This is a genomic window from Candidatus Poriferisodalis sp. (assembly GCF_965215815.1).
In the GTDB taxonomy this organism is placed as follows: Bacteria; Actinomycetota; Acidimicrobiia; order Acidimicrobiales; family Poriferisodalaceae; genus Poriferisodalis.
The window spans coordinates 910,417-923,659 of the sequence record NZ_CBDCEO010000012.1; the positions used below are offsets into that span (position 1 = coordinate 910,417).

General features: G+C 65.4%; 11 protein-coding genes. 6 read left to right on the forward strand and 5 right to left on the reverse strand.

Features of this window, described 5'->3' with window-relative positions; all coding sequences use genetic code 11:
* Positions 1-37: 37 nt before the first annotated feature.
* On the reverse strand, positions 38-676 hold the full coding sequence (locus ACOOHB_RS06060; protein ID WP_420443903.1) for a hypothetical protein: 639 nt from the start codon (positions 674-676) through the stop codon (positions 38-40).
* Positions 677-724: 48 nt separating this feature from the next.
* On the opposite strand from ACOOHB_RS06060, the gene ACOOHB_RS06065 reads away from it, so the two are divergent.
* Positions 725-1,090 (forward strand): hypothetical protein, encoded by a 366-nt coding sequence (locus tag ACOOHB_RS06065; RefSeq protein ID WP_420443904.1) that lies wholly within the window; start codon positions 725-727, stop codon positions 1,088-1,090.
* Between the two features lie 72 nt (positions 1,091-1,162).
* Here ACOOHB_RS06065 and ACOOHB_RS06070 read toward each other — a convergent pair whose 3' ends face one another.
* On the reverse strand, positions 1,163-1,624 hold the full coding sequence (locus tag ACOOHB_RS06070; RefSeq protein ID WP_420443905.1) for a hypothetical protein: 462 nt from the start codon (positions 1,622-1,624) through the stop codon (positions 1,163-1,165).
* A gap of 556 nt (positions 1,625-2,180) precedes the next feature.
* Positions 2,181-6,761, reverse strand: coding sequence for an AVAST type 2 anti-phage system protein Avs2 (gene avs2 / locus ACOOHB_RS06075; RefSeq protein ID WP_420443906.1), 4,581 nt, complete (start codon positions 6,759-6,761; stop codon positions 2,181-2,183).
* Between the two features lie 409 nt (positions 6,762-7,170).
* Between avs2 and ACOOHB_RS06080 the strand changes: the two genes are divergently transcribed.
* Positions 7,171-7,614 carry a hypothetical protein gene (locus ACOOHB_RS06080; RefSeq protein WP_420443907.1) on the forward strand — a complete coding sequence of 148 codons (444 nt, stop codon included), beginning with the start codon at positions 7,171-7,173 and terminating at the stop codon, positions 7,612-7,614.
* 145 nt (positions 7,615-7,759) lie between these two features.
* Here ACOOHB_RS06080 and ACOOHB_RS06085 read toward each other — a convergent pair whose 3' ends face one another.
* Entirely contained in the window at positions 7,760-7,900 is a 141-nt protein-coding gene (locus ACOOHB_RS06085; protein WP_420443908.1) for a hypothetical protein, read from the reverse strand.
* 69 nt (positions 7,901-7,969) lie between these two features.
* On the opposite strand from ACOOHB_RS06085, the gene istA reads away from it, so the two are divergent.
* The 4 genes from istA (at position 7,970) to ACOOHB_RS06105 (ending at position 11,933) form a co-directional block, all read left to right on the forward strand.
* On the forward strand, positions 7,970-9,454 hold the full coding sequence (gene istA, locus ACOOHB_RS06090) for an IS21 family transposase (RefSeq protein ID WP_420444672.1): 1,485 nt from the start codon (positions 7,970-7,972) through the stop codon (positions 9,452-9,454).
* On the forward strand, positions 9,451-10,215 hold the full coding sequence (istB, locus tag ACOOHB_RS06095; RefSeq protein ID WP_420443909.1) for an IS21-like element helper ATPase IstB: 765 nt from the start codon (positions 9,451-9,453) through the stop codon (positions 10,213-10,215). The genes istA and istB overlap by 4 nt, the downstream gene beginning before the upstream one ends.
* Before the next feature lie 664 nt (positions 10,216-10,879).
* Positions 10,880-11,341: a hypothetical protein gene (locus ACOOHB_RS06100; RefSeq protein WP_420443910.1), complete on the forward strand. Its 462-nt coding sequence runs from the start codon at positions 10,880-10,882 to the stop codon at positions 11,339-11,341.
* Entirely contained in the window at positions 11,328-11,933 is a 606-nt protein-coding gene (locus ACOOHB_RS06105; RefSeq protein ID WP_420443911.1) for a hypothetical protein, read from the forward strand. The genes ACOOHB_RS06100 and ACOOHB_RS06105 overlap by 14 nt, the downstream gene beginning before the upstream one ends.
* A gap of 102 nt (positions 11,934-12,035) precedes the next feature.
* On the opposite strand, the gene ACOOHB_RS06110 is transcribed toward ACOOHB_RS06105, so the two are convergent.
* Positions 12,036-13,028 carry a hypothetical protein gene (locus ACOOHB_RS06110; RefSeq protein WP_420443912.1) on the reverse strand — a complete coding sequence of 331 codons (993 nt, stop codon included), beginning with the start codon at positions 13,026-13,028 and terminating at the stop codon, positions 12,036-12,038.
* Positions 13,029-13,243 lie beyond the last annotated feature (215 nt).

A 13,243-nucleotide genomic window follows, 5' to 3' on the forward strand; every position in this document is an offset into this window, starting at 1 on the left:
CTTCGCCCCGCGGTGTCTGGTCGCACAGGCCAGTGTTTCACTCCTGGTTGCTGACGACGTTCGTGATCGCTTCGACGGTCGCTGCAGTCTCTTGGGCCCCTAGAACCGCCACCATCAGATTCAGAAGGGTCGGCACCATCAGCACCACACATCCGGTGAGCAGCCAGCTTCCCACGGCACAGCTGTAGGCCGCCCATTGCCGTGGCCCACCGAAACTCCGCCAGGGCCAGTCCAGCCTCGAGTCGGGAATACCCAGCAGCACTGATGCCTGCGGCACGGCGGGCCGGCCGCGGGGCCGCGCCACGAATCCGCAGCCGGCGACTACCAGGGCGCCAATGCCGCAATAGACCAGCCGCAGCGCCCACTTCCACGGCTCCAAGATGTGCCCCCTCGGATCGAGTGCGTACCACCACCCCTCCGTGACATCGCTCAGCTCGCCGTGCACGAACGCCAACACGACAAGCGCCGCTCCCAGCAGCGGTAGCACCACGGCTGGCACCATCGCCAGCCTCCCCATCAGCGCCTCGGCCAGTGCCCCGGCCAGCCGCGTTCCGTCATGGGTGCCGCTGTATCGAAAGTCGTCCCGATCTTGTCGATGCGGAACCCACAGCAGAAGTGCGCCCAGCGCCGGCGCGGCCAACGCCAGGCTCATGATCTCCCGGTAAATCACCATCATGTGCTGAGAGTAGGTACCGTTCGCCGCTCCGCAGCCCTGAGGCGCCAGGTGCAGCACGACCACGCATGGCCCAAGTCGGACTCGGCGCCGGCGTCAGGCACCTACCCGCCCGTTGGCGATGTCGCCGCTCAGGCCTCAGACGACCGGCGGCTCGGCCTGATGTCGTTGTCTTCTGTCGCGTGCCCCCTCGACGTCGTCGGCGCAGGCCCGCTGCCAGTCGATGTGCCGCTGCTCGATCAACGTCCGCCAGTCGTCCACATGCAGCGCTTGTGCGACAAGGCCTCGGCCGTCGCTGCGCTCCCCGCCGGCGTTATTACGACGTCGCGGTTGCCGTGGGGGATGATGCGGACGCCGGCCCTGCGGAACATGGCCCGGATCTCTCCAGGGATGGCGGCGTCGTGTTGGACGACCTAATGCGCCGGCTCGGCGAATCAGCGCTGTACTTCGGCGGCGGTGAACGCAGCGTCGTTCATTTCGGAGCAGTGATCAGCGGAATCCATGCACCCGGTAATCATCAAGGTCGACAGGCCGGAACCACACGTTGTGTCGTGCGCACGCGGGCGGCGCTACCGATCTGACGTGATCGTTCCAAGGAGTCGCGGGGAACCGCGGCTGTGCGAACGTCACCGGGCGGCGTGAGCGGCGCGAAGTGACACATTGCGGGGTTGGCACATCGTCGCGGTCGCACAGGGCGTCGACTACCGCGGCGATCCGTCGGAGGTCGAAGCGCCGCGCGCTGATCCGATGCCGCCAACGAAGTAGCCGGGGCGCATCGGCGATCATCTCGCGGCGACGGAAATCGTCTGATGCCGCCCAGTCCTTGCAGAACTGCCGAATGTCGACGAGGCGGCCGCGGCCATCGTCATCGGCGAGGAGCGCACAGAGGTCACGGGCGCGCAGCTGCCGCTTGTCACCGGTGAGCATCGGGGTCCCGTTGGCTGCGGGCATGGTCTCACGGTACCGAAGCGCCGATCCGTCAGTCGGGTTCAGGGACGCCGGTGATGTCCGCATTCCACGAGGTGCGCCCGGGGTTCCGACCAGTGAAGAGCCTGCGAGCAACGAAGCCGCGACGGCTGGCCCCAAGACGAGCCATGAGAGGAACATCTGCTCAACCTCGGACACGACTGGGACCGTGTGGGAAGAGTGAATCGCACGGGGCCTCGAAGCCGCCCGATGAATCCGCGGGGACGCTCCGACTCGGCCGGGGACGGCCATGACGGCGAGCCGACAGACGCCCGGATATGGCTGGCTCTCGGGAGAGCCAGACTGTCAAGAGTAAACGCAATGCTGGGGGCGAGACTCCAAATCCCGGAGCTGAACGCGCACAAGCAACAGGAACCGCTCGGGAACTAGCGCAGAAGAACACTCTTAGCCCGCGTCTATGCCTTCCCCCCAAGCGTGAGACCTCGAGCCACCTTCTGGGTTCGTGGGCGTCTTTCGACTGCCGGGCGCGCAAAGGTGGCTCAGCCCGTCACCCTGCTGCCAACCTCGATGACCGCGACAGCTAGCGGTCACGATCGAATATTTCGAGGCGTGTCGTGCGATGTCCCCATAGGCGCCCGCCTTCATAGGCGGCCGCGTCGGTGATCCGCAGGATCCCTGCCCACGGATCCCGACGGTGTCGGGGCTTGATGGCTTGTTTCTCGCCGATCGTGGCCCACACGAGAGCCGATTGTGTTTCGTTGAGATAGCGCTCAAGGCATTCTTCCCGCATGAGCAGAGCGCCGTGACCGTCGTCGTGGGCCGATGGATCGAACGCCGCGAGCGTGCCATCTTCGTGCACAAAGTCGGCGCCGTAGCCGGTCCATCGAAGACCGATGGCCTCGGTCAGGCCGGGGTTGGGTCGGTAGAAGTCCTCGCTGTGGGCCAATGAACAGTCGTACTCGCCGCCGTTGGCGCTGCATTCGAATGCGGCTGATTGGAGCGCTATCGGGCATTGCGGACCGTCGCGCGGCTCTGGCTGCTGGACTCCCAAGTGGTCGCCGAGAAGCGCTCGGGATGCAACGCTCCACCCGAGTTCGCCGAAGAACAGCTCATAGCTCCGTGGTGGTTCTGGCATCCAGCGACCCGAGAAATCCACAGCTTCGGACCAGGCGATGAACGCTTCGACGTCGGCGGCGTCGATGAGATACCCGCACGCGTACAGCCAGATCTCCCGTTGGTCGACCTCGTGGCGGTCGTAGCCCGTCGGCGGCGCTGACTGCCAGATGTCCATGCCTTGGAGCTTGATCCATGCGGTCCCGCTCTCGGGGTCGATGAAGCGCAGCTGCTGACCGCGGTCTGGAATGTCGGATTCGCGACGCAGCCACTGCAAGTCGTCCACGTCATCGGGGGAAGCGATCGAAGCGGCCTGGGACGTCCACCATCTGGTGGGCGTCCCAGGCCGCTCGCCATGTGCCGTTGCGGGGGTAACGATGGCGGAGGGGTCGATGTCGCGAACGGAGAGTTGCCACGCTCCGCTGTACTCGTGTGTGGGTGCTTCGTCGTCGTAGCGAGCCCGATACTGGAAGCGGTCCGATATGTGCGCCAGGATCTCGTGGTATCCGATCCACTGGTATTTCTTGCCGATTCGTTCGGGCTTGCGAGTGTCGCTGCGGCCGTTTCTGTCCGAGTTGGAAATGCGCCAGTCGAGGTCACCGAAGCGTTCGATGGTCCACCCCAGGTCGAATGCCCTCCACAGCACGTAGCGCTGAATGACCTCGAGGCTCAGGCGGGGTTCTGGAGCGTCGCGTGCGGCCTTGATCTCTTGGTATGCGGTCTGCTGTTCTTCGCTGAGCGCTGCCAGGAACCGCTCCCCGGGCTCAGGATCGAGATCGGGCTCCTCAACCGTGAATGGGAGAACCGGCTCTTCAGCAGCGTCAGATTCGGCCTGGAGCAGAGCGCCGAGGGCCGCTGCGAAGGCCCCGCTCGTGCTGGTGCGAGGAGGACTCCACAGTGCTTCGAACATCTCCTTGGGTTCGGGGTCGAGGAGCCGTTTGAACGCTTCGGCGCGCTCTGCGGGTGACTGCCAGGGAGGCTCTGTGATCGGAACGGACAGCCAATGAGGCGATGCCGACGCTGCGTTGGTGCCGATCACATAGCGGGCGAAGTCCCAGTGCATCACCGAGAATGCGATCATTCGTTGCGCTCTCTGCGTGCTCGTTAGCTCGGGCTGGTCTTGTCGGATAGGAGGATCGAGCCTCTCCGTCTCGCTGTCATCTGGGATGTGGGGCCAATCGCTGCGATACGGGGGCACTACAAGGCTCGTGTCCACGGCGATGCTGGCGCCGAGGCGCTGTGCGCGTTCGATGACACCGCGTGCGTAGTCTCGCAACAGGATGTGTGCCGGAGGTTTGCCGTGCGCGAAGATCAAGCGATACACAGCCTCAGCGAGCGGGGCGAGTCCTCGGGCGTCAGTTGAGCGCATCGCCACGCCGTACGCGGCTGCCATGACTCGCTCTCGCACGTAGGGATCGTCCACGTCTTCGAAGCGCTCGACCAGTTCGCGGGTCAGCGCGATCTTGTTGGTCAGCACCGCCACAAGGCCCTTGGTAGCGCGATCGCGAACGAAGCGATGCGAGGCCGTCAGACACCACGCCAACACGACAGCGCACGCCTCTGCAGTCTCGTCATCTAGCACGGTGACGCGCTCGGGGTGCTTCTCTGTCCAGTCGAGGAGACGGTCCAGCGGCCCCTTGCGCCCATATGCGCGAAACAGATAATGGGACCAGACAGCGTCGCGGTCAGGCATCCCAACGCGCCGCAGATGTTCGTCGAGGAGTGCCGCCCCCAGGGGATGATGAGGCACGACTGCGCACGCCATGAGCGCGTCGAAGGCCTCCCCGGTGCCCGGGTGGAATGCCGCACCCAACAGATCGACGACCAGCTCCCGGCAGTCTGATCCGATCCGAGCCGGGTCTCGCCATGGCAGCCCGCTCAAGAAGGCGCGCCTGACGCCGCGGTCCGTGCCGTGACCCGCGAGGGCTGATGGCAGTTCGACGCTGAGCAGCTCGGGCAACAAGATGCTCAGCGCCTCAAGGGGCGCGTTCCGAAGATTCCAGCCGTCCACGCTGCTCTCGGCCTGCTCTCCCGTCAACGCGGAGGCCAGCCCTTCGGCGTCGCCGCACCGGGCGATGAGGTGCTTGGCGATCAGATGGTCAGCGAACCACTCATAGCCGAACGAGACGCTCCAATCGTCGTCGCGGTCGGACCCCGGACTCTCCAACAACAACCCGGAGTCGACGAGCGCTCGATACAGCGAAAGCCGATAGCCGCTTCTCGGTGCCAGCGGATCGACAAGTTCCCGGGCCCTGCGCCTGGGAAGCCAGCGGGCTGCACGCTCGGCGAGTTCTGAGGCCACGGCGTCGAGCGCCCGGGCGACTATGCGATCGCGCGCGTCGTAGTCCAGCTTGTCAGTGATCGTCGCTTCGATCGCGTCCAAGTGCCTGCCAAAGACAGTGGTAACGCCCTCAGTTCCGACGGGAATGCTGCGCTCGCCGCGGTTGCGCAGACCCTCGCAGAGTGTTTTGAGGAACAGCGGGTTGCCGAATTCGGGTCGCAGCAGAGGTGTCGCCGGGAAATCCAATCCGTAGTGCTCACAGAACCGCTCGACCGCGGCGTAGGGATCGTCAGCGAAGCCGTGATGTGTCACCTCATGGGCTGTGCTCCTGACCGGATCGGGAACGATGTGGTCGATGAAGGGCGAACGAACCGACAAGACGACACCGATCCACGGGGAAGCTCTCAGACGGGAAAGAAAGTCAGCGAGATGCGGCGGCCAGATCGCGTGGCCTTCTCCCTCATTGATCGCGTCGATCATGAACAGCGCCCTGGCGCCGGCGGCCTGCGCGGCGGCCGCCATGGCGCCCACGAACTGCTCCGCAGAGAGATCTGTCAGGTCGAGCTGAGCGCGTGCCTGTAGCCACGGGAGCTCAGTCGTCGTGAACTGCTGGCCCATCAGGACGATGGTCGGGGACCCTTCGGCCAGCCGCCCAGTCGCGATATCGCACAATAGGTGTGTCTTGCCGGACCCAGCTTTGCCCTTGACGATCAACAGATCGCTGTTGACGACGCTCTCATACCGTTCGAGCGTCGCCGAGGCGTTCCACAGTGCGTCTCCCAGAGCACGGACTTCCCTGACAGCGTCCCAGTATGGGTTTGGCCGGTTCCTGCGTTCGACCTCTTCGGCCTGGTCGCGCTCGTCGAGCGCTTCCGCCCTCGCCGACAACGGTGCGAGACACGCGGAGAGCTGCACTTCGGCATCGTCGATTGTCGACGCGATCCCTGACAGCAACCACTTCTGATGCGCGGGACACTGCACGCCATACAGCTCAGCGACAACGAGGTCGACCGACTCAACAGCCTCAGCCAGCTCCGAGATGGCGTCATGTGTCTCTTCGCTAGCAAGCCTTCGCAGCGTGGAGGCCGACGTCTGACGGATGTCCTTGCCCAATTCACGCACTCTTGCCGCCGCGGCCTCAGTGCGGCCGAACAGCTCGAAGTCCTCGACGATCGGCACATCGACATGAACCTCGGGCGTGTACCGCGGCCCGGCCACCTCGATGGCCCGCTCAAGCTGCTGGTTGATCCACTCCTTACTGAATTGTCCACCGGTGCCGAACCAGAACCGAAGACGGCCGACCTGACTGTCGTGCGACAGCAGCCTTGTCAACTCAGACGCGCCCCACCACACGAACTCGACCTTCATGTCACGCTCACGCGCCCAGGTCGTCCAGATGGAGACCCGTTGCTCCCATTTCTGCATTGCCGTGGTGATGCCTGCCCGACGGCTGTCAGAAAGGTCACGGGGGACACAAATGAAATATCTGACCAGCCTCGGATGCGCCTCCAGCGCTGACTTCACCGATCGATCCAGCTGCCTCCACTGCGAATCACCCAACGACCCGCGGAAGAACTTCGCCTGCCAGCCCAATTCGCAGCCGTCTTCGAGCGCGCAATAGCACTCCACACCGCTATCTGGGCTGCCCTTGCGAAAGAACTCGGCGCCCGCCGGTGCCTCAAGCCGCGCCAGCTGGCTGCAAATCTCCTCAAAGCCCTCACGCTGAGAACCGTTCAGAGCTCTGAGATCAGACCAGTCCAAACCCACGCGCCGTGCTCCTCATCGCCGATTGACCGGGCCGATTGAAGCTATCCCGGTCTGGCCAGAGGTCCGCTGAACCATTCTCGCCCGCACGCGATCCCGCCGATCGCCCGCTGGGCCCGGCCGCGACCATGGACAGGGCGGGATCTCCCCGGATCACATATCCGCCCGACCGTCCACAGCCCGCGTCAAACGACAACCCGTGCACCGGCGCCAGCGTCCCGACACGGCTACGGCGCTCCAGCCGATTCCCGGGCGGCTCGCCCGCCAGACCACTCAGCGACACCAAACCCACGCGACTGTCACACACCTGACGAACAACAAGCGCACTACCGTCACACCGCTCAAGGCGTCCCCCTTTGACACCCTGACGCGAAAAGGGGCAAGAACGCAGGACGACACTCCAGGAGGAATGGTGACGAACCACGACGATGCGACTCGCCTCGACTCTGAAGCAGCGCGCAGGTGCGCCTCCGCAACACGACAACGCGCCAATCTGATTGCCGAGCGCGGCGGTGAGAACTGTTTCGCCACGGCGGCCTACTTGGATGAGTGCGCCCAGATCATCGACTCTGACATGCCCGAGGACCAACGCGCACATCTCGCGATGATTCACGCCGTCATGACAGCGAGTCGCGCAGGCGCTCAGTCGGCCCGCCTCATCGCTTCCGCGCTAGTGGCGCCCGAAGACAAGGGCGAGCTGCCTCCTGACGCCCCCAAAGGCGAGGCAGGGGCAATGCTCGCCGCTGCTGCGCTGCTCGACCCGACTACTAATGCCGATCCCAGCACATGGGTGATCCACAATCCGGAGGATTGGGCGGCCAAACGGCCCGACGACGGTGAATCCCCAGCAACGTGACCGCTCCAGCTACGCGCCGAAGCGGAGGGAACTACGGCAGGATCAGCCTCGAAGTCACTGAAGGAGTCATGAAGCCGCTCGTCGGCGACACCCACGACTGAGCGTTGCCGGAAGTGCTGACATGGCATCCACCCGTCAAGTGACATCATCGAGAACCCGGCGTGTCGGCGGCCATGAGATCCTGCCCAGTGGCGGCCATGTAGGTGCCCGCTGGGGGCCAACGGTTCTGCCCGGCGGCGGCCAACAGGACTGCCCGCGTTGAAGTCCATTTCCCGTCGGGGTCCACCGCGGCGGGGTGCTCCTCCTACTCGAATGGCCGGTCACGACAACGGTGACCGTCGAGTTGGAGGAGCGAGTGAAGTCTCGCGAGGAAATCATGAACATGTTGGAAGCGTTCGACCTGGCTGGGTCGTTGCGTGGCGCCGGTGAGCTGGCCGGGGTGTCTCATCACACTGTGGCCCGTTATGTCGCTGAGCGCGATGCCGGCGAGCTGGCCGGCGACGGGCCGCGGCGCAGGGGGCGGATCATCGATCCGTTCTTGGCGAAGATCGAGGAGTGGGTCGAGCGGTCGCACGCCAAGATCCGCGCCGATCGTTGCCACGACAAGCTGAAGGCGTTGGGGTTCGAGGGTTCGGCCCGGACGGTGCGTCGGGCGGTGGCGGAGGTGAAGGCCAACCATCGCCGTGGTCGGCGGCGGGTGTATCGGCCGTGGATCGGCGAGCCTGGGATGTGGGCGCAGTGGGACTGGGGCACCGGTCCGGTCATCGCGGGCCGAAGGACGAATCTGTTTTGTGCGTGGTTGGCGTGGTCGAGGTTCCGGGTGGTGGTGCCGTGTTGGGATCGCAGGTTGGCGACGGTGATCGGCTGTGTCGACCGGGCGATGAGGGCCTTGGGTGGTGCACCGACGTATTGGTTGACCGACAACGAGCGCACCGTCACGATCGACCACGTCGCGGGGGTGCCGGTCAGGCATCCGGAGATGGTCGCGATCGGCGGCCGCTACGGGATCACGATCGCGACGTGTGTGCCGGCGGACCCTGAATCCAAGGGCGGGTCAGAGGCGACGGTGCGGGTCGCCAAGGCCGACTTGGTGCCCACCGACGCGAACCTGCGCGGCGACTGCGCCAGCTGGGCCGAGCTGGTCGATGCGTGCGAGGCGTGGATGGCCGAGGTCAACGGCCGTGAGCATCGGGTGACCCGGCGGGCACCGGTCGAGATGGTCCTCGAGGAGCAGCAGCGGCTGCATCGCCTGCCCGAGGCCCCATACACGGCGGTGCTCGGGGAGACCCGGAAAGTCTCTTGGAGCTCCACGATCAGCTTCGGCGGCGTGACCTACTCGGTCCCGCACACGTTGGCCGATGAGACGGTGTGGGTGCGTGTGGACGGTGACCACCTCGTCGTCACCCACTGCGCACCGTCAGGCCCAATCGAGGTTGCCCGCCACCAGCGTTCGACGCCTGGGCATCCGATGATCGACGACGCCCACTACCCGCCGCGCCCGGCTGGGCCGCTCGGGCGGCGTCCGAAACCGACGAGCGCGGCCGAGGCCGAGTTCGGCGCCATCGGAGACGGCGCCCGCACCTGGCTCGTTGAAGCAGCTGCTGCGGGCACGACCCGCATGAAGGTCAAGATGGCCCAAGCCGTCACCCTTGCCCGACTGCACGGCGCCGAGCGGCTTGACGGGGCGCTCGGTGCCGCCGCGATGTTCGGCCGCTTCGCAGACGGCGACCTGGCCTCGATCCTGGCCGCTGACCCGCCCGGACAGCGCCGACGCGCCGATGACGTGCACTCGCTGCAGCCCGGCACCGCCGCCTGGGGTCGCCTCGGAGGCGACCGATGAACCCAGCACCGATCGACGAGGTCGTCGACCTGTTGCGCACCCTGCGCCTGCCCCACATGCGCGCCGCAGCACCGGAGTTGTTGGCCACCGCCAAAGCACAACGCTGGGAACCGGCCGAAGCAATGCGCGCACTGCTCACCGAGGAGCTCGCCGGCCGTCAAGCATCCTCAATCCGAGCCCGGCGCAAAGCGGCCGGGTTCCCCACCGGCAAGACCTTCGACGCCTGGGACGGAACCGTCAGCTCGATCCCGGCGCCGACCCAGCGGGCGCTGCGCACCCTCGAATGGATCCACCGCCACGAGAACCTCGTCGCGTGCGGACCATCAGGCACCGCCAAGACCCACTTCCTTGAAGCGCTCGGCCAGGCCGCCGTCGATGCCGGCCACAAAGTGTCCTGGTTCAGTCTCGAGCACCTCGGCGCGCTCGTGCGCCGCCACAGCGCCGACGACACCGCCGCCAAAGCGATCCGGCGGATCATGCGCGCCGACGTCATCGTGATCGACGACATCGGCCTGCTCCCCGTCGCCACCGAGACCGCCGAAGCGCTCTACCGCGTCGTCGACGCTGCCTATGAGAAACACTCCATCGCCTTGTCGAGCAACCTTCACCCCGCCGGGTTCGACGAACTCATGCCCAAGACCATCGCAAACGCCACCGTCGACCGGCTCCTGCACCACGCCCACATCGTCATGACCGCCGGCGACAGCATCCGCCTCACCCAAGCCACCGCCGGCAAGGGGGTGACGCCACTGACCAACTGAGCTACGGGCACAACACCTGGCCACCACCGGGCAGTTCTGTTGGCCACCAACGGGCAGTTCTACTGTCCGCCACTGGGCAGATCCCACTGGCCATTGACACCGGCGCAGAACGGGCGCGAGACTTTGCGTACTAGCAGTGAACCCAAGACGATTGATGGGAACAATTAGGGAACTGACGCCGAGAATTGCCTCTGGCCAGCAACTATCCGTTCCCCTTAGCCCCTCGCCCGAAGTAGTGATTCGCGAGCGGCGAGCCCTTGGTGAGCCCTGTTGTTCGCCGTGACCGAATTGTGGCCTCGGTTCCTCGTGCAGCCGGACATCAGTGGGCCGCACCACGCGGAACTCTCAGGAACGCTGCCTTGTACGGGCTGTTGGTCGGATGATCGCACCTGAGGATTCGCTATTGCGATCAGCACCGCAAGCATTCACACGGGCGATCCACACTGGAAAATCAAGACTGTGCTTCTCAACCTAAGAACCATTGTCAACAGTCGAACAGCAGCCGAGGGAGTCAGCGCCTCGAAGCGGAATCCGTGCTCCTCGGCAGCGTCTGAGACCGGCCTGCAGTCGACCACGTCCGCGCATGCGGCCGCATTCTCGCGCCCGTGAGCCAGCAGAACGAGCTGCCGCGCTGCCCGGCTCGGCTCGCAGTTACGATTCGACTGTGACCGAGGTCCCCAGCGTGACGACAGTGCAGCCTCCCGAGAGGCTTCTGCGCGCCTGCCACCTGCCCGCTTTGATCGCGGATGACGACGGGCGTGGCCGTGTCGTCGCGCTCCGCCAGTTCGTCAAGGACTGGGCAGCGTCCGATGACGTTCGGTGCCGCCGCATGGTCGCCGACGCTCCGCTACCGCACCGTCCCTGGCATCGGCTCGGACCGCGTCGTTTCGATCTCGCCAGAATCGCTGCGGTAGTGGACGGGCTGTGCGAACGCGACAATCTGAGCCCTCCCGCGTGGGTGGCGTCCCACCGAGCCGATCGGCCCGTGTCGCTGACCCAGCAGCGGCTCGCTGCGACCAAATGGAACGCATGGGTCCGCTCGGTCGCGCCGCCGGCATGCGAGCGGCACAACGTCTGGTTCGTGCCGACCGCTCTCGACGACTACCGGGTGCATGGCTTCCGCTGATCGCCGCACCACAGCGGTGGAGTCCCTGTTCGCCGCACCACAGATGCTGCGGTACTTCGCGGAGCTCGACGAGCTGCTCACCCAAAGCGGCGTTGTCGACCAGCTCCATCTTCACATTGCCGGCGGCGCCGTCATCGCCACCAAATCGGATTCGAGACTCACAGCCGACGTCGACGTCATCTCCGAAGGCATGACCGATCGGCTGCGTCGCTCCGTCGAGGAAATCAGCCGCCGCCATCGCGGCCTGCGAGCGGACTGGCTCAACGACGGCGCCAAGCTCAAACGTGTCAACCTCCCGATCGAGCCCGAGCGCATCTACACCGGCCACAGTCTCGTCATCGACTCCGCAGGCGACCGCTACGTCCTGGCCATGAAGCTCGTGAGCGGACGGCCGATCGACGAAGCAGACTGCGAAATCCTCATCCGAGGGCTCGGCATCCGCACCGAGACCGAGCTGCTCGACCTGCTCACCCAAGCCGTGCCCGCTCATCTCCACACACCCGCCATGGGCTACTTCGCCGCCGACAGGCTCGACAGCGCCTACCCCAGCCGGCGAAGCCAGCGACGATCGAGCAGCGGACCGTCGCTGTAGCCCGACTCAGCCCGCCCCGACCTGCGCGACTCGACCTAAGATCCATTGTCAACTGTCGAAACACAGCCGGGGGAGCGGCGAGTCCGTCGGCCCGGCAGGGCCTCAGATTTTCGCGAGAGTTGCGGGCACCCGCTCTCTCTTGCGCGTGACGCGACAGCCTGCTGCGGCGTCGTACACGGCTTGGGCCTCCGGATGGACTAGCAGCATCATCGGCAACGGCAGGATGACCATCGCCATGAGTGTTTGTGCCTCGGTCGAGCCTGTTCGTTCCGTGAGAAACGTCGCGAGCCAGACGGCTGCGCCGGTGGCCAGAAACGCCGTCGCTCGCGAGACAGGCCAAATCGCAGCTCGGAACCCTCTGATTCCTGGGACACTGCGGAGGCGAAGCCCGCAGGCCCGCTTGCCGATCGATCCCCTGGCGTATCCCCAAAAACACTCGTACACGACCAGAACCAGCAGCGCACCCAGGAATTCCCGACCGCCCTCGATTCCGAGATTCGGGACGTATCGGCTCCACCAGTCCGTCAGCACGAGAAACGATCCTCCCACTCCAACAAGCACGAGGTCGATACAGCGCGCCAGGCAACGCCTCCATAAGTACCCGTCGTCATCCTCCAGACTCCATACCACTGTTTCGGTCGCCATCTCGACGAGTCGCTCTCGACGGAGTGCAGTGCTGATGGCAGCGATGTTCAAAGGCAGCGCGACAGTCGCGAGAGGTCTCGCCACGAGATGCGCGACTCGGAATTCAGCGTCGTTTGCCGCGATCGAGGCGCACGCCACCGCTACGAGCAGTAGACCTGCCCAGAGCATTCCTGACGCGATTCGATCTGTTCGCTTTCCAGAGCCCGTGCGAATGCCCTCCGGGTCCCTTGTCGGGTTCGAGTGCACACGGCTCAGTGCCCACAGGTCGACAGAGACCACAAAGGCCGCCACGGCCAGGTATCCCGCTTCGCCGAATATGCCCAGCACGAAGAAGGACACAAACGTCACAGCGAGGCCCGGCCACCCCACCGCGTGCGCGAAGCTGCTCGCCCTATATCCGGCGAAGCCGTAGGTCGGAATGGACCGCACGACTCTCGGACTCTCGTTCACCGCGCCCCTCCCCGGCTCAACCCACTCGGGCACACTGTTTACAGTCGAGGTCCGGGCACCAACCTGCATAGAGAATGAATTCCTCCTCCGCGTCGAAGGTCTCATCGTCGATTCGCGGCCATTGCTTGACGCTCACGGTGGTACCCATCACCCACAATTCTGCCCAGTCTCGCTGTCGAGCCATGCGTGTACGTCGGGGTCGACGTCCGTGTCTT

What these genes read in the sequence shown, in the direction of transcription:
- ACOOHB_RS06060 (WP_420443903.1), bottom strand. Translation starts at nt 676, where the DNA reads ATGATGGTGATTTACCGGGAGATCATGAGCCTGGCGTTGGCCGCGCCG.
- ACOOHB_RS06070 (WP_420443905.1), bottom strand. Translation starts at nt 1,624, where the DNA reads ATGCCCGCAGCCAACGGGACCCCGATGCTCACCGGTGACAAGCGGCAG.
- istB (WP_420443909.1), top strand. Translation starts at nt 9,451, where the DNA reads ATGAACCCAGCACCGATCGACGAGGTCGTCGACCTGTTGCGCACCCTG.
- ACOOHB_RS06105 (WP_420443911.1), top strand. Translation starts at nt 11,328, where the DNA reads ATGGCTTCCGCTGATCGCCGCACCACAGCGGTGGAGTCCCTGTTCGCC.